General features: G+C 69.9%; 19 protein-coding genes. 8 read left to right on the top strand and 11 right to left on the bottom strand.

Features of this window, described 5'->3' with window-relative positions:
• Nucleotides 1-4: 4 nt before the first annotated feature.
• The 4 genes from QZH52_RS10610 to QZH52_RS10595 all read right to left on the bottom strand — a co-directional run bounded on the left by QZH52_RS10610 (nucleotide 5) and on the right by QZH52_RS10595 (nucleotide 5,967).
• Nucleotides 5-628, bottom strand: a complete 624-nt coding sequence (locus tag QZH52_RS10610; protein WP_286530475.1) for a hypothetical protein — start codon at nucleotides 626-628, stop codon at nucleotides 5-7.
• A gap of 52 nt (nucleotides 629-680) precedes the next feature.
• Nucleotides 681-1,115: an ATP-binding protein gene (locus QZH52_RS10605; protein ID WP_301807870.1), complete on the bottom strand. Its 435-nt coding sequence runs from the start codon at nucleotides 1,113-1,115 to the stop codon at nucleotides 681-683.
• Nucleotides 1,115-1,471: an STAS domain-containing protein gene (locus QZH52_RS10600; RefSeq protein WP_286509457.1), complete on the bottom strand. Its 357-nt coding sequence runs from the start codon at nucleotides 1,469-1,471 to the stop codon at nucleotides 1,115-1,117. Before QZH52_RS10600 ends, QZH52_RS10605 begins: the two co-directional genes overlap by 1 nt.
• Before the next feature lie 194 nt (nucleotides 1,472-1,665).
• The gene (locus QZH52_RS10595) at nucleotides 1,666-5,967 is read right to left on the bottom strand and encodes a GAF domain-containing protein (RefSeq protein WP_301807866.1); all 4,302 of its coding nucleotides are present in this window, start codon (nucleotides 5,965-5,967) and stop codon (nucleotides 1,666-1,668) included.
• A gap of 165 nt (nucleotides 5,968-6,132) precedes the next feature.
• Here QZH52_RS10595 and QZH52_RS10590 point away from each other — a divergent pair, with 165 nt between their 5' ends.
• The 5 genes from QZH52_RS10590 (at nucleotide 6,133) to QZH52_RS10570 (ending at nucleotide 10,487) form a co-directional block, all read left to right on the top strand.
• Nucleotides 6,133-6,660 (top strand): hypothetical protein, encoded by a 528-nt coding sequence (locus tag QZH52_RS10590; RefSeq protein WP_301807864.1) that lies wholly within the window; start codon nucleotides 6,133-6,135, stop codon nucleotides 6,658-6,660.
• Between the two features lie 47 nt (nucleotides 6,661-6,707).
• Nucleotides 6,708-6,938 carry a hypothetical protein gene (locus QZH52_RS10585; protein WP_301807863.1) on the top strand — a complete coding sequence of 77 codons (231 nt, stop codon included), beginning with the start codon at nucleotides 6,708-6,710 and terminating at the stop codon, nucleotides 6,936-6,938.
• 15 nt (nucleotides 6,939-6,953) lie between these two features.
• Nucleotides 6,954-7,931: a LysR family transcriptional regulator gene (locus tag QZH52_RS10580; protein WP_301807861.1), complete on the top strand. Its 978-nt coding sequence runs from the start codon at nucleotides 6,954-6,956 to the stop codon at nucleotides 7,929-7,931.
• A 181-nt stretch (nucleotides 7,932-8,112) separates the two neighbouring features.
• Nucleotides 8,113-9,051, top strand: coding sequence for a helix-hairpin-helix domain-containing protein (locus QZH52_RS10575; RefSeq protein ID WP_286530466.1), 939 nt, complete (start codon nucleotides 8,113-8,115; stop codon nucleotides 9,049-9,051).
• A 110-nt stretch (nucleotides 9,052-9,161) separates the two neighbouring features.
• Entirely contained in the window at nucleotides 9,162-10,487 is a 1,326-nt protein-coding gene (locus QZH52_RS10570; RefSeq protein WP_301807853.1) for an NAD(P)/FAD-dependent oxidoreductase, read from the top strand.
• On the opposite strand, the gene QZH52_RS10565 is transcribed toward QZH52_RS10570, so the two are convergent.
• The gene (locus QZH52_RS10565) at nucleotides 10,456-11,082 is read right to left on the bottom strand and encodes a LysE/ArgO family amino acid transporter (RefSeq protein ID WP_286530462.1); all 627 of its coding nucleotides are present in this window, start codon (nucleotides 11,080-11,082) and stop codon (nucleotides 10,456-10,458) included. The two genes, QZH52_RS10570 and QZH52_RS10565, sit on opposite strands and share 32 nt — an antisense overlap.
• Nucleotides 11,083-11,152: 70 nt before the next feature.
• Here QZH52_RS10565 and QZH52_RS10560 point away from each other — a divergent pair, with 70 nt between their 5' ends.
• A complete protein-coding gene (locus QZH52_RS10560; protein ID WP_286530460.1) occupies nucleotides 11,153-12,046 on the top strand; it encodes a LysR family transcriptional regulator ArgP in 894 nt (297 codons plus the stop codon).
• 8 nt (nucleotides 12,047-12,054) lie between these two features.
• Here QZH52_RS10560 and QZH52_RS10555 read toward each other — a convergent pair whose 3' ends face one another.
• Entirely contained in the window at nucleotides 12,055-12,306 is a 252-nt protein-coding gene (locus tag QZH52_RS10555; protein ID WP_286509445.1) for a hypothetical protein, read from the bottom strand.
• Between the two features lie 132 nt (nucleotides 12,307-12,438).
• Between QZH52_RS10555 and QZH52_RS10550 the strand changes: the two genes are divergently transcribed.
• Nucleotides 12,439-14,085: a phosphoethanolamine transferase gene (locus tag QZH52_RS10550; RefSeq protein WP_301807848.1), complete on the top strand. Its 1,647-nt coding sequence runs from the start codon at nucleotides 12,439-12,441 to the stop codon at nucleotides 14,083-14,085.
• Nucleotides 14,086-14,112: 27 nt separating this feature from the next.
• On the top strand, nucleotides 14,113-14,667 hold the full coding sequence (locus QZH52_RS10545) for a DUF4124 domain-containing protein (protein ID WP_301807845.1): 555 nt from the start codon (nucleotides 14,113-14,115) through the stop codon (nucleotides 14,665-14,667).
• Nucleotides 14,668-14,682: 15 nt separating this feature from the next.
• On the opposite strand, the gene QZH52_RS10540 is transcribed toward QZH52_RS10545, so the two are convergent.
• The 5 genes from QZH52_RS10540 to QZH52_RS10520 form a co-directional block, all read right to left on the bottom strand.
• Complete coding sequence (locus QZH52_RS10540) at nucleotides 14,683-15,006, bottom strand: DUF1161 domain-containing protein (RefSeq protein WP_301807842.1); 324 nt, start codon at nucleotides 15,004-15,006, stop codon at nucleotides 14,683-14,685.
• Nucleotides 15,007-15,014: 8 nt separating this feature from the next.
• Nucleotides 15,015-16,049: an L-idonate 5-dehydrogenase gene (locus QZH52_RS10535; RefSeq protein ID WP_301807840.1), complete on the bottom strand. Its 1,035-nt coding sequence runs from the start codon at nucleotides 16,047-16,049 to the stop codon at nucleotides 15,015-15,017.
• A gap of 8 nt (nucleotides 16,050-16,057) precedes the next feature.
• Nucleotides 16,058-16,834, bottom strand: coding sequence for a glucose 1-dehydrogenase (locus tag QZH52_RS10530; RefSeq protein WP_286530450.1), 777 nt, complete (start codon nucleotides 16,832-16,834; stop codon nucleotides 16,058-16,060).
• Nucleotides 16,835-16,927: 93 nt separating this feature from the next.
• Entirely contained in the window at nucleotides 16,928-17,599 is a 672-nt protein-coding gene (locus tag QZH52_RS10525) for an RraA family protein (RefSeq protein WP_301807837.1), read from the bottom strand.
• Nucleotides 17,600-17,610: 11 nt separating this feature from the next.
• Nucleotides 17,611-18,819 carry an aspartate transaminase gene (locus tag QZH52_RS10520; RefSeq protein ID WP_301807835.1) on the bottom strand — a complete coding sequence of 403 codons (1,209 nt, stop codon included), beginning with the start codon at nucleotides 18,817-18,819 and terminating at the stop codon, nucleotides 17,611-17,613.
• Nucleotides 18,820-18,846: the final 27 nt, after the last annotated feature.

The raw sequence follows: 18,846 nt of genomic DNA, 5'->3' as shown, positions 1-18,846 counted from the left end.
CGAGTCAGCCGGCGTGGCCGTTGCTGCCCTTGGGCGCGACGTCCTGGTTCAGGCATTTGGCGATCTCGACGAACAGGCCGGCGAGCAGGTTGCGGTCGGTCTTGACGTTGCTGAGCTCGGCGAACATCCGCTCGGTGGTGGCCCGGGCGTCGTCCTGGCGCTTGCGCATCTCGTCGCGCAGCACCTGGACCTCGTGGCTCAGTCGATCGGTGAACTCGCGCTCCTGGCGCGCCAGCTGGTCGGACAGCTGGGCCAGCCGCTTCTCGAGCGTCTGCGTGTGGTCGCGCAGGCTGCGCTCCAGCTCCTTGTCGGCGTCGGCGCGCAGGTCCTTTTCCTCGCGGAACTGGCCGGCGACCGATTCGAGTTGTTTCTTCATCGTCGATTCGAGGCTGCTCAGCCCGCGCGACGACTCGGTCTCCATGTCGCGCATCCGCTGCTGGAAGCGGTCCTCGAGGATCGAGAAGCGCTTGTCGTAGTCCTGCATCTGGTTGCCGAACAGCAGCTCGCGCATCTTGTCGACGCCGGAACTCTCGCCGGCGCCGTTGGGTTGGCCGGCGGCCAGGGCCGCCTGCGCCGCCAGCGCGCTCTGGGTGTCGATGCTCATGGAAGGCTTGGCTGCAGTTGCCATGGAGAATGCTCCTCGGTGGTGGGTTGACGATAGGTGGTGAAATCAAAGGCGCTCAGGGCGGCGCCGACGCCCGGAACAAAAGAGTCAGGCAGTTGCGGCCGTCGTGGTGGCTGTAGCGCAGCCCGTCGGAGAAGCGCCGCACGATCGGAATGCCCCAGCCGCCGATCCGGGCATCGTCGATGCTGGTCGCACGCGCCGGTTCAGGCACCTGCCGCGGATCGAACTGGCTGCCCTCGTCCTCGACTTCCAGGGCCACGTCCTGGCCCTGCCAGCACAGCCGCAGGAAGATGTTCTGCCCGCCCTGGCTGCAGGCATGGGTCATGATGTTCGTCACCACCTCGGTCGAGCAGAGGTCGAGGTTCAGCGCGACGCGCGCCGGCAGCCGCTGGCCTTCGGCCCAGTCGTGCACCCAGGCGCTCACGCGCGCGAGTTCGCGCAACTCGCTGCCGACGGTGAGGGAGGCTTGGGACTCCCCGGTGGAGGCCATCAGCGGCTCCCGGCTCCCGCCATCAGCGCGCTGCAGGCGGTGTCGACGTCGGGGTACACCGGGATGATCGTGTCGATGCCTGCCATCTTGAGTACCTCCGCCACGAGCGGTTGCGGACTTGCCAACGCCATGACGCCGCCGCGCATCGACTGCGCCCTCGCGTTGACGACCAGGGTGCGGATGCCGATCGACGCGAGGAACGAGACCTCGGACAGATCGACCACCGCGAGCAGCTTGCGGTTGGCCACCAGCGCCGACAGGCGCACGTTGATGTCATGCCCGCCGATGCTGTCCATGCGCCCGACCAGACTGATCTTCTCGACACCGTCGGCCAGTTGCTCGCTTCTCAGATCCATACGCTCTCCGCAGTCGATTTCGATAGGGGGCTGATCGGGTTCGTCGTATGCCTGCCTCTCACGCAAGTTCTTGTTTTTAAAAGAAAACAAGATGCTCTTTCGAGCAACAAATAGAACCTTTTTCTAGCTTACGCCCAAATTGCGGCCTCGTCGACAAGGCGGCCTCATCAAGCCGATGGACCCCCCTCGGGTTCTCAACGATCCGTGCGCGGCGGCGCGTTGAGCAGGGCCTCGACCAGCCGATCGACCCGGATCGGCTTGGTCAGGTAGTCGTCCATGCCGGCGCCGATGCACATTTCCTGGTCGCCCTGCATGGCGTTGGCGGTCATGGCGACGATGCGGGGCCTGCGGCCGGCCTCGAACAGCCTGCAGATCTGTCGGGTGGCGTCGAGCCCGTCGAGCTCGGGCATCTGGACGTCCATCAGCACCACGTCGTAGGTCTGGCGCTGCACCGACTCGACCGCCTCGATGCCGTTGGAAGCCAGGTCGGCCCGGTAGCCCATCTGCTGCAGCAGGCGCAGAGCGAGCTTCTGGTTCACCACGTTGTCCTCGGCCAGCAGGATCCGCAGCGGATGCCGCGCCGCCATCGTCGGGTCGATCTGCGGCTTGGCGCCGGCGCTGTCCGTGGGCCGGGTGGCGACCGTTTCGTGGGCCAGCAGGCTCACCAGGGTGTCGAACAGCGCCGACTGGTGGATCGGCTTGGACAGGTAGGCGTTGAACAGCGACTCGGCGTCGCCGGCCTCGCGCCGGCCGAGCGAGCTGAAGAGCACCAGCGGCAAGCTGGCGTGGTTGGCGCGGATGCGGCGCGCGAGATCGACGCCGTCCATCTCCGGCATGTGCATGTCGAGGATCGCGAGGTCGAAGCGCTCGCCCTGGGTCAGCCAGCGCAGGGCCTCGGCCGGCGATTCGGTGGCGCGCGAGTCCATGCCCCAGCGGGCCGTCTGGAGTGCCAGCACGCGCCGGTTGGTCGCGTTGTCGTCGACGATCAGCAGGTGCTTGCCCTGCAGTTCGATCTGCACGCCGCTGACGATGCGGCGCTTGCTCGGCGGCGCATCGGAGGTCGCCACCTCGAGGGTGAAGAAGAAGGTCGAACCCATGCCCGGCCCGTCGCTCTCGACCCACATGGTGCCGCCCATCAACTCGGCCAGCCGCTTGCTGATCGCCAGGCCGAGGCCGGTGCCGCCGTACTTGCGGGTGGTGCTGGAGTCGGCCTGCGAGAACGACTGGAACAGCCGGCCCTTGCCCTGCGCCGACAGGCCGATGCCGGTGTCGCGCACCGCGAAGGTCAGCTCGACCCGCCCGCCCGGCCGGGCATCGGCGCTGACCGTCAGCACCACCTCGCCGGCCTCGGTGAACTTCACCGCGTTGCTCAGCAGGTTCAGCAGGATCTGCCGCAGCCGCGTGAGGTCGCCGCTCACGCCCACCGGCACGTCGCCCTCGAACACGTAGGCGATCTCGAGCTTCTTCTCGGTCGCCCGCGTGCTGACCAGGTCGAGCGCCGACTCCACGCACTCGCGCAGGTCGAAGGGATGGGCCTCGATGTCCATCCGGCCGGCCTCGATCTTCGAGTAGTCGAGGATGTCGTTGATGATGGTCAGCAGCGCATCGCCCGAGTCGCGGATGGTCGACACGTAGTCCTGCTGCTCGGCGTCGAGCGCGGTGTCGAGCAGCAGCCCGCTCATGCCGATGACGGCATTCATGGGGGTGCGGATCTCGTGGCTCATGGTCGCCAGGAAGGCGCTCTTGGCCTCGTTCGTGGCCTCGGCGGCGGCCCGCGCCTCCTTGGTCTCGTTGAACAGGCGCGCGTTCTGGATCGCGATCACGGCCTGGTCGGCGAAGGTCTCGAGCAGCCGGATCTCCTTGTCGGCGAAGGCCCCGGGGGGCTGGCGCGCAACGTGGATCGAGCCGATGTAGCGGCCCTCCCAGATCAGCGGCGCCAGCATGATCGCGTAGCTGCCGATCTTTTCGCCGAGCTCGCGCATGAAGACCGGCAGGTTCGGCTCGGCCAGCGCGTCGGGGATGTGCAGGACCTCGGGCCCGGCCATGGCCTCGCCCATGGGCGAGTGGTCGATGGGCCGCGGATAGTAGCGCTCGAGCGCCTCGCGGGCCGAGCCGCGATGGGCGCCCAGGTGCATCATCCCGTCGTCGCCGACCAGGGAGATGCCGAGCTGCGTGCCGGAGAACAGGCGCTGGCAGCTCTCCAGGATCTTGTCGAACACGGGGCGAGCGTCCTCCATCGATTCGCTGATGACCTGGAGCACGTCGGCGGTCGCGGTCTGGCGCTCGAGCGCCTCGCGGGTCTCGGTGGTCAGGCGGACGTTGTCGATCGCGATCACCGCCTGCTCGGCGAACAGGTTGAGCAGGTCGACCTGCCGCTGCGGCGTCGGGCCGGGGTCCGGCCAGGCCATGGTGATGGCGCCGATCGGCTCGCCGTCCTTGAGCATCGGGGCGGCGATCACGCGGCGCCGGTTGCCGGAGTTGGCCAGTCGGCGGTCGTAGTCGGGGTCCGACCACGCGTCCTCGATGCTCAGGGCCTGGCGCTCGAGGATCACGCGCCCGTTCATCTGGCGCCGGTCGGGCGGCGCCGGCCACACCGTGCGCGCCGCCTCGAGCGCCTGCTCGGACCAGTTGCGGGCCGCCGCCAGGTGGACCTGCCGGCCGTCGAAGCTGAAGATCGCGGCGGTCGGGCCTTCGAACAGCCACATGGTGCAGTCCAGGATCGCCTCGAACACCGGCATCACGTCGTCGGGCGATTCGCTGATGGCGCGCAGCACGTCGCTGACCGCGGTCTGGTATTCGAGCGACTCGGTCAGCTCCGCGGTGCGCTCCTCGACCTTGTGCAGCGCCACCTGCGTCTCATTGAACAGCCGGGCGTTCTGGATCGCGATGACCGCCTGGTCGGCGAAGGTCTTGAGCAGCGCCCGCTCGCTCGGGCGGAACGGGCCTGTCTCGGCGCGCTGCATGCTCAGGATGCCGATGCCGCGGCCCTCCCAGATCAGCGGCGCCGCCAGGTTGGCGTAGCTGTAGCCGATCAGCTCGGCATTGCGGCGCAGCACCACCGGTGCCGCCGGGTCGGCCAGCACGTCGGCGAACTCCACCAGGTCGCCGGTGCGGAAGGAGACCTCGGCCGAGGTGCCGGCCAGCGGCATCGGGTAGTTCGCCTCCATCGAGGCGGCGAGCTGAGCCAGCCGAGCCTCGCCGACCGCGGCGCGGCCGGCGGCCGTCATCTGCCAGCGGGTCAGCGCCAGCTTGCCCTGGGCATCGACCATCAGCAGCGCGAAGGAACTGCCGTCGAACAGGTGCTCGCAGCACTCCAGGATCTTGTCGAACACCGGGCCGGGGTCGGCCAGCGAGCTGCCGATGACCTGCAGCACCTCGGCCGCCGCGCTCTGGTGGGCCAGCGCCTCCTGCATCTCGCGGGCGTGGCGCCGCGTTTCGTCGAACAGGCGCGCGCTCTCCAGCGCCAGGCCCAGGCTGGCGGCCACGGTTTCGAGCAGGTGGAGCTCGTGGGCGCCGAAGGCGTATTCGCGTTCGTGGTTCTGCAGCGAGATGATGCCGAGCGCGCGGTCGTTGCCGATGATCGGGACGGCCGCCATCGACAGCGCCCAGTCGGTGCCCGGCGCGGGATGCAGCCCCATCCGGGTCTGCTCCTCGCGGGTGTTGAGCACGCCGACCTCCCGCGTGCGCATCAGGCGCGCCATCGGCTCGTCCGGGTCCAGCGGCCGCGCCGGCGGCCGGGGCAGGGGCCGGTTGTGCTCGTAGCGGTACATCGCCTGCACCAGGTTGGTCCGGTCGTCCCACCAGACGATGTTCAGGTTGCCGGAATCGAAGATCTCGCGCAGCCGGTCGCCTACCAGGTCGACGATGGCCTGGAAGCCCAGCTTGGCCGCGATCCCGCGCTGGATGCCGTTGATCAGCGCCAGCCCGTCGTTGCGCTGCTGGAGCTCGTCCTGGCGCGCGGTCAGCTCGCGCTGGAGGTTTTCGCGCTCGCGGCAGCGGGCCAGGGCCGCCGCCGCCTGGCGCGCCAGCGCGGCCAGCAGGTCGCGGTGGATTCGGTCGAACCGGCCCAGCCGGCCTTCGATGTCGGCGTAGAGGTAGCCGAGCAGCTCGCGCTGGACGACGAGCGGCGCGATCAGGCAGGAGCGCTGCTCGCCCGGCGCGGCGTGCTCGGGCCCGTGGCGCAGGCTGGGCTTGCGGCGCTGGCGGGCCTCGGCCAGCCACGGCGCGATGGCGCTGAACAGTGCAGTGGCATCTTCGGCCGGCGGCAGCAGGGCGCCGGCGCTGTGCACGCCGGCCTCGGTGTCGAGCACCAGCAGCACCCGCTGGGCCCCGAGGAGCCGGGCGGCTTCGTCGACCAGCGCCGCCTGCAGCGCGCCGCCGTCGGCCAGCGCGTCGAGCCGCAGCCCGGCCTCGACCAGGCGCTCGAACGGGTCGCGCAGCGTCCGGCCCGCGCGCGGCGGGTTCTTCGACAGGGGGCGAGACCGGGACTCAGCCATGGGGCAGGTGCCTTCAGCGATCAGCAGCTCGGTGCGCGGGCGGCGCACCACGGCGCCAGTCTAGCGCCTGACTTGTACAACAAAGGGTATATCCGATTCGTGACTTTTGGGAGGCGCTGCGGAACAATCGCTGGGGCTCCAATTCGCTGACAAGGAAGAACCAAAATGCGCAGATTGAAGAGGTGGACCGCTGCCGTGGCCGCGGTGGCGGGGATGGCGCTGGCGGGTTGCACCACCACCGGCACGGGGGGCGGCGAAATCGTGCAGAAGGGCCAGCCCGACAAGCCGGTGCTGTTTTCCTGGAAGAGCACCGACGGCGGCATCACCGGCACCATGACGGCCACGCTGCCGACCGCCACCTTCCAGGGACCCTTCCTGCAGATCACGCAGCAGACCCGGAGCGAGGCCATGGCGCCGATGTGGGGCGGCGGCTGGCCGGTGGGCTGGTCCGACTGGTCCTACTGGGGCTATGGCAGCGTCGCGGGCATGGGCGGCGGGGGCATGATGCCGGGCTTCGACCCGGTGCAGTTCGCCACCGTCTACAGCGGCAAGGTGATCGCCAACCTGAAGAGCCCGCAAGGGGGCCTGATGCGCTGCCGGCTGCACATGCTGCGGCCCCAGCAGGGCATGTCGGGCGGCGGCACCGGCGAATGCCAGATCCAGGGCGGCGCCACCATCCAGGCCAACTTTTGAAGACGGGGGCGCCTGTGCGGGTCCGGCAAACCCTCAGCGCAGTCCAGATGAAGCTGGTGCTCGAGCTGCACGAGCTTCGCCTGGTTTCGTGCGCCGAGTCGACCCAGCTGCTCGATGCCTGGACCCGCCTGGGCACGTTTTCGAACGAGCAGCGCTGCGCCGTCGATGCCCTGTTCGCGCTCTGCTACGACGACATGATGCGCGGCCTTCACGATTCCGCCGACGGGCCCGAATCACGTGCCGTGGTCCGCGCGGAACTGATCCGCAAGCTCGGCTGAGCCGGCAGCGCGCCCATGCAGCAGAAAAGAAATGACAGCGGCGAACTCAATTTCTATCTCCTGAAGTGCCTGGTCGCGCTGGTCGACCACTCGCATGTCTCGCGCGCCGCGGAGGCGCTGTCGATCAGCCAGCCCGCCATGAGCCGGGCGATGAGCCAGTTGCGCGCCGTCACCGCCGATCCGATCCTCGTGAAGGGCGGCACCGGGCTCATCCCCACCGCCAAGGCGCTCCAGCTGCGTGAATTCGCCGAGCGCATCCTGGGCGAAATGAGCGAATTGCTGGGCAATGCGGTGGCCTTCGACCCCGGCAGCACGCGCTACCTGTTCCGGATGGTCGCCACCGACTACCTCGAATGCCTCTTCATGGAAGGCCTGGTGCAGCACATGGGCAGCCGCTATCCGGGCATCTCGATGTCGGTGCGGCACCCGGTTCACCCGTCGCAGTTCAACAAGGTGCTGGAAGCCGGCGAGGTCGACTTCGCGGTCGGCATGCTGCCGGCCAGCCTGCGCGAGCTGCGCCACCGCCTGCTGTTTCGCGATCGGATCATCTGCGTGGCGCGGGCCGGCCACTGGGCGATCGGCCGGACGCTGTCGGCCGCCGAATTCGCGGCGCTCGGGCATGTCGTGATCATGCCCAACACGGTCAACTGCTTCGGCGAGGTGGTCGACCAGGCGCTGGCCGCCCAGGGCCTGGCGCGTAACCGCCGCTTCGTCACCCCGAACTACCTCACGGCGCCGCACCTGCTCGAAAGGACCGACATGGTGGCGCTGCTGCCACAGTCGCTGGCGGCCCGCTTCCAGGAGCGCTTCGGCCTGGCCGAGCTGGCGCTGCCGGTGGAGGTGCCGGAATTCGAGGTCTACATCTCGTGGCACGACCGCACCCACCGCCACGCCGCCCACGTCTGGTTCCGCAACCAGGTCATGCAGAGCCTTGACCTGAACGGCCAGGGGCCTGATTGGGCTTACGCATTGATGCCTACATTCAATAAGTGAATAGTGTCAATCCATTCCTGGCATGGACAAGGGCCGGCGGAGTCCCAATACTGGAACAACGCCCGTTGATTCGGCAAGCAACCACGGTCCGACGGGACCGGTACCTGTATCGATAGCGACTGCGCCTATGTCTTGCACGATCCGAACCGTTGATGACCTCGCCCAACTGCCGGATGCTCAATTGCTCGCCTGTTTTGGCGCCCTCCGGACCGCCATCCACGAGGCCAAGCGCCAGCATGCGGATGCGCTGCGCGACAACCTGATCCCCTCCGGCGCGCCCTTCGAGTTCCGCTCCTTCGACTGGCGCCCCCGGGGGTCCCAGCGCTTCAACATGCCGGCTCAGCTGAGCCCCGAGACGCCGATCGACGAGATCTCCATGCGTTCCGGGGCCCGCGACGCGCTGCGCAACCTCAGCATCTTCTGCATCGACGACCTGTCGGCGATCAGCGAACAGGAATTGCTCAACGAAGAGGCGATCGGCGCCAAGACCGTGGGCCGGCTGCGCGAGGCGCTGATCCGCGTGGGGCTCGACTTTCTTCCCAACGCCGGCGCGGAGGACCCCGTCCCGGCCGGCGCCGAGCCTGAGGAATCGATGGCGGGCCCGGGACCGGGTCGGCCGCGCTTCGTGGAGGTCCGCAAGCTGCTGAGCGAGCAGGCGCGCCAGTCGCGCGACACCAGCGTGAGCGAGAGCATGGACTGGATGGGCCTGTACGCCTACCCCTCGCAGCTGCTGCGGCTTCGCCCGGGCGATTCCGGCGTCTTCGTCTGCCCGCCGGCCTGGCGCGGGCGCCTCGGCACGGTCTGCGGTGTCTGGGTCAAGGGCAACACCGACTGGGCCGCGCGCTTCCCGGCCGGCACGCCGTGGAAGGACGTGTTCTGGACCGAGGCCCACGTCGACGGTCTGAAGGTGGTGCGCGCAGCGCTGCCGGGCCAGTCCGCCAGGGAGCTCCCGCGGCACTTCGTGTTCGCGCCCCGGTCCACCATCTCCATGCCGGAGCCCGGACTGCCCAAGCTCGACCAAGTGGTCTCGCTGTGGCGCAGCCCCAGCACGGCGAACGAAGGGCGGCGGGTCGAGCCGCCCAGGGACCTGGCCATGGACGACCAGGCGGCGTCCGGCTGACCGGGGCCGACGCGGCCAGTCCTGCGACTTCACGGCCGGCCCTCGCGGGGCGGTTCGCGACCCCGGCACAATGCGGGCGCTTCAAGTGAATTCAATGGAGAGCCGGAGTCATGGAGACAAGTCAGGAATGCGATGTGCTGGTGGTCGGCGGCGGGCCGGCCGGCTCGACCATCGCGACGCTGCTCGCGCGCCAGGGGCGGCGGGTGGTGCTGCTCGAAAAGGAGCATCACCCGCGCTTCCACATCGGCGAATCCCTGCTGCCGGGAAATGTCGAGCTGTTCGACAAGCTGGGCGTGCGCGACCAGGTCGAAAAGATCGGCATGCCCAAGTTCGGCATCGAGTTCGTGCCGCCGGACCTCGACTACCGCAGCTACGTCGATTTCTCCGAGGGCTGGGACCCGACCAAGGATTCGGCCTGGCAGGTGCGCCGCTCCGAGCTCGACGAACTGCTGTTCCGCCACGCCGGCAACGAGGGCGCGCTGACCCTCGAAGGCGCCCGGGTCCGGCAGGTGGATTTCGACGCCGAGGGCGCCACGGTGCAGGCCGTGCTCGATGATGGCGGCACCCGCAGCTGGAGGGCACGCTTCGTGGTCGATGCCAGCGGCCGCGACACGCTGCTGGCCACCAAGTTCAAGTGCAAGAACAAGAACCCCGACCACAACAGCACGGCGCTGTTCGGCCACTTCCGCAATGCGCGGCGCCTCGAGGGTCGGCGCGAGGGCAACATCAGCATCTGCTGGTTCGAGCACGGCTGGTTCTGGTTCATTCCGCTCGCCGACGGCACCACCAGCGTCGGCGCGGTGTGCTGGGCCTACTACCTGAAGGCGCGCGACAAGCCGCTGAAGGACTATTTCCTCGACACCATCGCGATGTGCCCGGAACTGCACGACCGGCTCGCGAACGCCACGCTGGTCGACGACGCGGTGCATGCCACCGGCAACTTCTCGTACGCGAGCACGCACGCCACCGGCGAGCGCTACCTGATGGTGGGCGACGCCTTCACCTTCATCGACCCGATGTTCTCCTCGGGCGTGTTCCTGGCGATGCAGAGCGCCTTCGATGGCGCCGCGCTGGTGGCGACCGCCCTCGACCGGCCGGCGGAGCTGGCGGCGGCGCGCCAGGCGCTCGAGAAACGCATGCGGGTGGGGCCGCGCGACTACTCGTGGTTCATCTACCGGGTGACCAACCCGACGATCCGCGACATGTTCATGCACCCCAACAACGTCTTCAAGGCCAAGCAGGGCCTGATGTCGCTGCTGGCGGCCGACATCCACCACGGGCGGGCGTACCGCCGTTCGCTGTGGATGTTCAAGGTGCTCTACTACTTCATCTCGGTGGTGAACTGGCGGCGCACCTATGCCGGCTGGAAGCGCCGCCGTGACAACATCCGCGACTGGGGTCCGCTCAAGGGCGAGACCATCCTGAAGGCGGATTGAACAGCAGCGACCCGGCGATCGTTGCCATCAGCAGGGCCACGAGGGTGTCGAGCACGCGCCAGGCCAGGGGGCGGGTGAACAGCGGGCCGAGCAGCCGGGCGCCGTAGCCCAGCGCTGCGAACCAGGCCACGCTGGCGCACGCCGCGCCGATGCCGAAGACCCAGCGCCCGCCCGCGGGCTGCTGCGCCGAGACGGCGCCCAGCAGCACCACGGTGTCGAGCCAGCAGTGCGGGTTGAGGTAGGTGAAGCCCAGGCAGGCGGCCAGGGCCGAGCGCCGGCTCATCGGCGCGGTCGAGGGCAGCGACATCCGCTCGCCGGCCCAGGCACGGCGGGCCGCCAGCGCGCCGTAGGCCAGCAGGAAGGCGGCGCCGCCCCAGCGCGCGAACGCCAGCAGCGGGGCGTTGGCCTGCACCAGCAGCCCCAGCCCGGCCACGCCGAGGGCGATCAGCAGCGCATCGGACAAGGCGCAGACCAGCACCACCTCGCGCACGTGTTCGCGCTTCAGGCCCTGGCGCAGCACGAAGGCGTTCTGCGCCCCGATGGCGACGATCAGCGCGGCCGATGTGAGGAAACCCTTGGCAAAGATCAGGAACATGGCCGCACGGTAGCGGCCCCGGGCGGATCAATCAAACTCATCTTTCTGACGCCAGATTAGAATTTTTGACATGCAGATCGACTCGCGCCAGCTCGCCGCCTTCGATGCCGTGCTGCGCGAAGGCAGCTTCGATGGCGCGGCGCGCGCGCTGCACGTCACGCCGTCGGCCATCAGCCAGCGCATCAAGGGCCTCGAGGAGAGGATGGGCCGGGTGCTGATCCAGCGGGCCTCGCCCTGCGTGGCGACGCCGGCCGGCCAGGCGCTGCAGCGGCATGCCCAGCAGGTGCGCCTGCTGGAGGCCGACGCCCTGCGGCCCTTCGGCCTCGGCGCGCCGGATGCGGTGCTGCCGCTGGCGCTGGCGGTCAACGCCGATTCGCTGGCCACCTGGTTCGTGCCGGCGCTGGCCGCCGTGCAGGCCGCCGGCCCGGTGAGCTTCGAACTGCGCGTCGAGGACCAGGACCATTCGGCGCTGCTGCTGCGCGAGGGCCGCGTGATGGCGGCCGTCACCGCCGAGCCCCAGGCGGTGCAGGGCTGCGTGGTCGAGCCCCTGGGCGCGATGCGCTACCTGGCGGTCGCCAGCCCGGCCTTCATGGCCCGGCACTTCGCGCACGGCGTCGATGCCGCGGCGCTGGCCGCGGCGCCCTGCAACGTGTTCAACGCCAAGGATGCGCTGCAGGCGCGGTTCATGCGCCGGCTCACGCGCAAGCCGCTGGCGCCACCCCTGCACCGGGTGCCCGGCACCCACGGATTCGTGCATGCGGCGGTGCAGGGCCTGGGGTGGGGCATGAACCCGCAGGTGCTGGTGGCCGGCTTGCTGGCGCGCGGCGATCTGGTCGAACTGGTGCCGGGGCAATCGCTCGACGTCGCCTTGTACTGGCAGCACTGGCGTGTCGAATCGCAGGCGCTGCGCTTGTTGACGGGGGCGGTGCATGCGGCCGCCGCCGCCATGCTCGAGCAGGGGTAGCAGCCGCGCTACTGCCCGATCACCGACCAGCCGGCCTGCTGGTTGGTCTTGTCGTTCTCGTATTCCCAGCGCGTGCCGCAGGCGTCGCAGCGGTAGCTGGTGACGTTGACCGTGTGGCCGTCGCGCTCTTCCTTGCGGCTCGATTGCTGCACCAGTTCGGCATGCCCGGGCGCGCGCCGCCAGTTGCGCTGGATGCCGGCGCATGACGTGCACAGCACCATCTTCTTCAGTTCGGCTTGTCGGTTGGATTCGTTCGCCATGGCGCTGCTGCTCTCTCGTGATGGGTGGCTCGGTCGGGCATGTTAACTGGCCGATCGGGGCGGGGAATGGGCCGCCTCGCCCAAGGGATTCTGTCCGTTGCCGGTTCCGGGCGCTGCCAGAATCCGCCGGCCATGAGGGTCCCCCCACTGCCTGCCTCCGCGCCAGCGACCGCCACACGGCCTATCCGCCCGCTGAAGGCCTGCGCCGCCATGGGCGCCATGCTGCTGGCGCTGGTGGTGCTGGGACATGACGGCCGGCGGGTGGCCCAGCTGTTCGCGCTCGGCCTGCCCTTGCTGGCCTGGATGCTGTGGCCGGTGCGCAGCCGCCGGATCCATCGGCTGCGCACGGCCCTGCTGTGGCTGGGCGCCATGGCCTTCGCCTTCGACGGCGTGGCGCGCGGCTACCTGCTGGAGGCCTACCAGGCGGCACCGAACAGCGCCCTGGTGCTGGCGTCGGCGGCCAATACCAACGGCCGGGAGGGCGCGGAGTACCTCTCGATGCACTGGCGCGCGCTGGTGGTCTGGGCGGCGCCGCTGATGGTGGCAGGATGGGTCTTCGGACGCTGCGTGCGGCAAGGCGCGCGGGCGACCGCGCCCTGGCCGCCCTGGGCCATCGGGCTCCTGTGCGCGGCGCTCCTGCTGGCCGCCGCCGCCCATGCCAGCAAGCCCTGGCGGCGCCTTCATCCAGTGGTGTTCTGGACCGACTGGGCCCATTCGGTCCAGGCCCTGCGCCTCGCCTGGTCGGATCAGCAGCGCGCGCGCGACCAGGCCTTGCAGCGGGCCCGGGAGGCCGCACCGGTGGCGACCCGGGCGGGGCCGTCCACCGTGGTGCTGGTCATCACCGACAGCATCAATCGCGACAACCTGGCGCTCTACGGCTACGGCCGGGCGACGACGCCGCGCCTGCTGGCGCACCAGCAACTGCTCGGCGACGACATGCTGGTGATCCGCAACGCCTGGTCGGTCGATGCCAGCACCCTGCCGGCACTGCGCAGCCTGTTCAACTTCGGCGTGCCGGCCGGCGAGTCGCCGCAGCACCTGCTGGCGCTGGCCCGCACGGCCGGCTACAAGGTCTGGTGGATGAGCAACCACGACGACATCGCGGTCGAGCAGGCGCATGCGCGGCTGGCCGACGTGGTCGAGATGGTCAATCGCACACCGGGCCGGGCCGGCGCTTCGCTGGACGGCGAACTGCTCGACTGCCTGCAGGAGGCCCTGGACGACTCGGCCGAACGCAAGCTCGTCGTGGTCCACCTGATGGGCGCGCATCCGCACTACAGCCTGAGATTTCCCGCCGGCGAGAACCCCTTCGACGACCAGGTCGATGCGGTCGAGACCGGCCTGGTCGAGAGCGGCCGCTCGAGCTGGGTGCGGCGCTACCGCCAGGAGTACGACGCCGCGCTGCTTTATCACGACTTCGTGGTCTCCGAGACGCTGCAGCTGACGCGCCAGGCGGGCCGGCCGGGCGACTACCGGGCCTGGATGTACCTGTCCGACCACGGGCAGGAGGTCGGCCATGTGAGCGACCGGGCCGGCCACAGCCCGACCACCGCGTCGGGCTACCGGATTCCCGCCGTCATCTGGCAGGACCCGCCCGATGCCTCGCGCGCAGCCGGGGCGGCGCTCACGCCTTTCAGGGCGGATTGGGCCGGCTGGACGATCGCGGACCTGCTCGACATCCAATGGCCGGGAGCACCGCCGGATCGCAACGCGCTGAGCGCGGCCTATCGCTGGCAGGCGCCGGTGCTGCCGGTCGAGGTGAAATCCTTCTCGGAGTGACGAGGAGACCGGCACAATGGGTGTGCCATGCGCCGCACCTCTCTCATCTTCGCCATGCTTCTGCTCGGCCCGGTGGCCGGTGCCGAAGTGGTGCGGTGCGCGGACGCGGCCGGCAACGTGAGCTATACCGACGGCGCCTGCCCGGCGGGTGCCCGCGCGGCGGGGCGGGTCACGATCCTCGAGGCGCCGCCACCCGCCGCGGACGGCAGCGACCGGCCGGCGGCCGTGCCGCGCGAGCCGCCGGCGCCCATCGTGCATGCGCCGCCGGCGCCTTCCGGCCCGGGCGTGATCGGCAACGGCGCGAACAGCAACCAGCCGGCCGGCGATTCGCGCTGGAGCGACCGCGGCAGCGACCCGATGCTGGTCGACGACGGTTCCGGCTATGCCTATCCCGGCTATGGCGGCGCCTATGGCCGGCCTGCGCCGCCACGCGACATGCGGCCGCGGATCCGCAGCTGCGACGCGGGCGGTTGCGACGACCGCCAGGGCAACCGGTTCAACCGCTCGGGCCAGCTGGAGCGCTACCGGAGCATCGACGGCAAGACCTGCCAGCCGGTCGGCACGACCACGGTCTGCCGCTGAGCGCGGGCGCAGCCGCTATCGGAGGCAATCGCCGCCGACCGAGACCGTTCCGTTCTTGCACTCCGTGAGGATCGGCTCGCCGCGCGGTCGCGCAGGGGCCGCCCCGGCCCCGCTGCCCGGTTCGCGCTGGTAGACGATCTTCTTGCTGCCGAGTTCGCAGCTGCCCACCACCTGGCCGGCCGCCACCGCAGCCGCGTCGACCGTGGTGACGCTGAAGCGCGTCACGCCGGCGGCGGCGATCTTGGCTTCGATCTGTGCCCTCAAGGCTTCGCAGGGTTCGGCGGCCGCGGCCGCGCCGGCGAACGCAAATGCGATGGGAAGCAGCCAGGTTCTGGTCATGACGGATGTCAGTCGAAGTTCAGGATCACCTTCATCGCCTGCGAGCGATCGGCCGCCAGCGCGAAGGCGCGGGCCGAATCCCGGTACGACAGCGTAGCCGAGATCAGCGGCTTGACGTCGACCAGGCCCTTGTTCAGCAGCTCGACGGCCACCGCGAACTCCTCGTGGAAGCGGAAGGCGCCGCGCAGGTCGAACTCCTTGGCCACGATGGTGTTGATCGGCAGCGTCATCTCGCCGCCCAGGCCGAGCTGGACGATCACGGCGCGCGGGCGCAGGGCGTCGAAGGCGCCGACCAGCGCGCGGGCGTTGCCGCTGGCCTCGAACAGCACCTCGAAGCTGCCCTTGTCGGCCGTGAAGCGCTGCAGGCCCTCGGGGTCGTCGGCCACGTTGACCACCTCGTCGGCGCCCACCTTGAGCGCCTTGCCCAGCGTGTGCGCGCCGACGTCGGTGGCTACGATGTGCACGGCGCCCGCGCGCCGCGCCGCGATGATCGCCAGCGCGCCGATCGGCCCGCAGCCCGTCACCAGCACCCGCTTGCCCAGCAATGAACCGGCGCGGCGCACCGCATGCAGCGCCACCGACAGCGGCTCGGCCATCGACCCCTCGCCGTCGCTGACCGAATCGGCCAGTTTGTGGGCCTGGTGGGTCTCGACCACGATCTGCTGGCGGAAGGCGCCCTGCACGTGCGGGGTGCGCATCGCGCTGCCGTAGTAGCGCATGTCGAGGCAATGGTTCTGCAGGCCCTGCTGGCAGTAGGTGCACAGGCCGCAGGGCCGGCTGGGGCTGATCGCGACGCGCTCGCCGACGGCGTAGCCGCGCACGTCGGCGCCCACCGCCTCGATCATGCCGGCCACCTCGTGGCCGAGCACCATCGGCTCCTTGATGCGCACGGTGCCGAAGCCGCCGTGCTGGTAGTAGTGCAGGTCGGAGCCGCAGATGCCGCCGCAGCGCACCCGCACCTGCAGCTGGCCGGGCCCGAGCGGGGCGGTGTCGAACTGTTCGACCCGCAGGTCGCCGGGGGCGTGGATGACGAGCGCTTCCATGGGGGTCCTCAGAGGGTTGCCGTGACGCCGCCATCCACGTAGAGGATGTGGCCGTTGACGAAATTGGAGGCGTCGCTGGACAGGAAGACGGCCGCGCCGACCAGGTCCTCGACATCGCCCCAGCGGCGCGAGGGGGTGCGGCCCACCAGCCACTGGGTGAATTCCTCGTTCTTGACCAGCGCGTCGGTCAGCTCGGTCTTGAAGTAGCCCGGCCCCAGGCCGTTGACCTGGATGCCGTGCTGGCCCCAGTCGATCGCCATGCCCTTGGTGAGCATCTTGACCGCGCCCTTGCTGGCCGTGTACGGCGCGATGCCGGGACGGCCCAGTTCGCTCTGGACCGAGCAGATGTTGACGATCTTGCCGCGCCGGCGCCCGATCATGTGCCGCGCCACGGCCTGGCCGACCAGGAAGACGCTGTCGACGTTGGTCTTCATGAGTTCGTGCCAGTCGGCTTCGGCGAACTGGTCGAGCGGCGCCCGGCGCTGCATGCCGGCGTTGTTGACCAGGATGTCGATGGCGCCGACCTCGGCCTCGATGCGCGCGATGGCGGCGGTTACCGCCTCGCCCGAGGTGACGTCGAAGGCGGCGGTCAGCACCTGCAGGCCTTCGCCGCGCAGCACTTCGGCGGCGGCTTCGAGCTTGGCCGCGTTGCGCGCGTTCAGGATCACGCGCGCGCCGGCGCCGGCCAGGCCGCGCGCCAGCGCGAAGCCGATGCCGGCGCTGGAGCCGGTGACGAGGGCGGTGCGCCCCGTGAGGTCGAAGGACTTGAGTACGTTGTTCGTCATGCGGTGTCCGAGGGAGTCAAGGAGAGGAACGGCCGGGCCAGCGCCATTGTCGGCCGGCCAGCGGCCCGCGGACGGCCGGGGTTTCCCCCTGGCTCAGTTGGCGCAGCGCGCCTCGAGCGCATCGATGAAGGACCGGTCCCAGCGCCCCTCCTTCATGGCGCGCATGGTGTTGGCCTCGGCCTCGAGATGGGCGCGCGCCTTGGTGATCAGCGCCTCGGCTTCGTCGGGTGCGAAGGCCATCAGGCCGTCCTGGTCGCCGACCACGATGTCGCCGGGGTTCACCACCATGCCGCCGACCGAAACCGGGACGTTGATCTCGCCCGGGCCGTCCTTGTAGGGGCCGCGGTGGTTCACGCCGCGCGCATACACCGGGAAGTCGCGCGCCCGGATCTCCGCCAGGTCGCGGATCGCACCGTCGAGCACCACGCCGGCGGTGCCGATGGTGGCGGCATAGAAGGACAGGATGCCGCCGATCACGGCATTCGAGAGGTCGCCGTCGGCATCGATCACGATCACGTCGCCGGGGCGGCAGAACTCGAAGGCCCGCAGCAGCGTGAGGTTGTCGCCGCCGCGCGACTTGATCGTCACGGCGGTGCCCGCCATGGTGGCCGGGCCCGGCCGGTGGTAGGGCGTGAGGCCGACGCTGCCGATGTTGCGGTGCATGTTGTCGCTCAGCGCCGCGACCGGGATGTCGCGCAGCGCGGCGAGGATCGCCGCGTCGACCTGCGGCGCGGACGGGTTCTTGCGGATGCCTTTGAATGTCATGGTGGTGTCCTTCAGTGCAGCTCGGCCACGGCCCGGGCGATCCGGGCGCAGCCCTCCTCGAGCGTTTCGATCGAGGTCGCGATGGAGAGGCGGAAGTAGGGCGACAGCCCGTAGGCGGTGCCCGCGACCACGGCCACGCCCTGGCTCTCGAGCAGGTACATCACCACGTCGCCGTCCTCGGCCAGCGTCTTGCCCGCGGGCGTGGTCTTGCCGATCAGGCCGGCGCAGTTGATGTAGAGGTAGAACGCGCCCGGCGGCGTCGCGCAGCTCAGGCCCCCGATCGCGTTGATGAGCGCGAGCGTGCGGTCGCGGCGCTGCTTGTAGATGGCGACGCTTTCGGTCACGAAACTCTGGTCGCCGTTCATCGCAGCCGCCGCCGCGGCCTGGCTGACCGAGCAGCAGTTGCCCGCCGACTGCGACAGCAGCGTGTCGAGCGCGCGCACCAGGTCCACCGGCCCGGCCACGTAGCCGATGCGCCAGCCGGTCATCGCGTAGGTCTTCGACACGCCGTTGACGACCAGCGTGCGGTCGCGCAGGGCCGGCGCGACCGCGAGGAGGTGCGGCGTCTTCTGGCCGTCGAAGCGGATGTGCTCGTAGATGTCGTCGGTCATGACCAGCACCTGGGGATGGCGCAGCAGCACCTCGGCCAGGGCCCGGTACTCGTCGGCGGTGTAGCTGGCGCCGGTGGGGTTGCTCGGCGAGTTGATCAGCAGCCAGCGGGTGCGCGGCGTGATGGCCGCCTCGAGCTGCGCCGGCTGCAGCTTGAAGCCGCTGGATTCGGGGCAGGGGACGGTCACCGGCACGCCTTCGCAGGCGATCACCATGTCCGGGTAGGACACCCAGTAGGGGGCGGGCACGATCACCTCGTCCCCCGGCTCCAGCGTGACCGCCAGGGCGTTGTAGATGGCGCTCTTGGCGCCGTTGGTGGCGATGATCTCGTCGATCGCGTAGTGCAGGCCGTTCTCGCGTTCGAGCTTGGCGACGATCGCCTGGCGCAGCTCCACGGTGCCCGCCATCAGGGTGTAGCGCGTGGCGCCCTTCTCGATCGCGGCGGCGGCGGCCTGGCGGATGTGGGCCGGCGTGTCGAAGTCGGGCTCGCCGACCACGAGGTTCACGATCGACTTGCCCTGGCGGCGCAGCTCATTGGCGCGGTCGGCGGCGGAGGTACTGGGCGAGGGCTTGATCCGCCGCACGCGGGCGGCAATTCGGGAGGTGGTCACATGTCGTCCTGGTTGAGGGATTGCACG

The sequence above is a fragment of the Variovorax ginsengisoli genome (genome assembly GCF_030486595.1).
GTDB classification, from domain to species: domain Bacteria; phylum Pseudomonadota; class Gammaproteobacteria; order Burkholderiales; family Burkholderiaceae_C; genus Variovorax; species Variovorax ginsengisoli_B.
This window is presented reverse-complemented; position numbering and strand designations above follow the sequence as displayed.

Coding starts and splice junctions, on each gene's coding strand:
- QZH52_RS10535 (WP_301807840.1), bottom strand. CDS start 16,049: ATGGAAGCGCTCGTCATCCACGCCCCCGGCGACCTGCGGGTCGAACAG.
- QZH52_RS10580 (WP_301807861.1), top strand. CDS start 6,954: ATGCAGCAGAAAAGAAATGACAGCGGCGAACTCAATTTCTATCTCCTG.
- QZH52_RS10605 (WP_301807870.1), bottom strand. CDS start 1,115: ATGGCCTCCACCGGGGAGTCCCAAGCCTCCCTCACCGTCGGCAGCGAG.
- QZH52_RS10545 (WP_301807845.1), top strand. CDS start 14,113: ATGCGCCGCACCTCTCTCATCTTCGCCATGCTTCTGCTCGGCCCGGTG.
- QZH52_RS10595 (WP_301807866.1), bottom strand. CDS start 5,967: ATGGCTGAGTCCCGGTCTCGCCCCCTGTCGAAGAACCCGCCGCGCGCG.
- QZH52_RS10585 (WP_301807863.1), top strand. CDS start 6,708: ATGAAGCTGGTGCTCGAGCTGCACGAGCTTCGCCTGGTTTCGTGCGCC.
- QZH52_RS10610 (WP_286530475.1), bottom strand. CDS start 628: ATGGCAACTGCAGCCAAGCCTTCCATGAGCATCGACACCCAGAGCGCG.
- QZH52_RS10600 (WP_286509457.1), bottom strand. CDS start 1,471: ATGGATCTGAGAAGCGAGCAACTGGCCGACGGTGTCGAGAAGATCAGT.
- QZH52_RS10565 (WP_286530462.1), bottom strand. CDS start 11,082: ATGTTCCTGATCTTTGCCAAGGGTTTCCTCACATCGGCCGCGCTGATC.
- QZH52_RS10540 (WP_301807842.1), bottom strand. CDS start 15,006: ATGACCAGAACCTGGCTGCTTCCCATCGCATTTGCGTTCGCCGGCGCG.
- QZH52_RS10550 (WP_301807848.1), top strand. CDS start 12,439: ATGAGGGTCCCCCCACTGCCTGCCTCCGCGCCAGCGACCGCCACACGG.
- QZH52_RS10525 (WP_301807837.1), bottom strand. CDS start 17,599: ATGACATTCAAAGGCATCCGCAAGAACCCGTCCGCGCCGCAGGTCGAC.
- QZH52_RS10570 (WP_301807853.1), top strand. CDS start 9,162: ATGGAGACAAGTCAGGAATGCGATGTGCTGGTGGTCGGCGGCGGGCCG.
- QZH52_RS10560 (WP_286530460.1), top strand. CDS start 11,153: ATGCAGATCGACTCGCGCCAGCTCGCCGCCTTCGATGCCGTGCTGCGC.
- QZH52_RS10530 (WP_286530450.1), bottom strand. CDS start 16,834: ATGACGAACAACGTACTCAAGTCCTTCGACCTCACGGGGCGCACCGCC.
- QZH52_RS10555 (WP_286509445.1), bottom strand. CDS start 12,306: ATGGCGAACGAATCCAACCGACAAGCCGAACTGAAGAAGATGGTGCTG.
- QZH52_RS10590 (WP_301807864.1), top strand. CDS start 6,133: ATGCGCAGATTGAAGAGGTGGACCGCTGCCGTGGCCGCGGTGGCGGGG.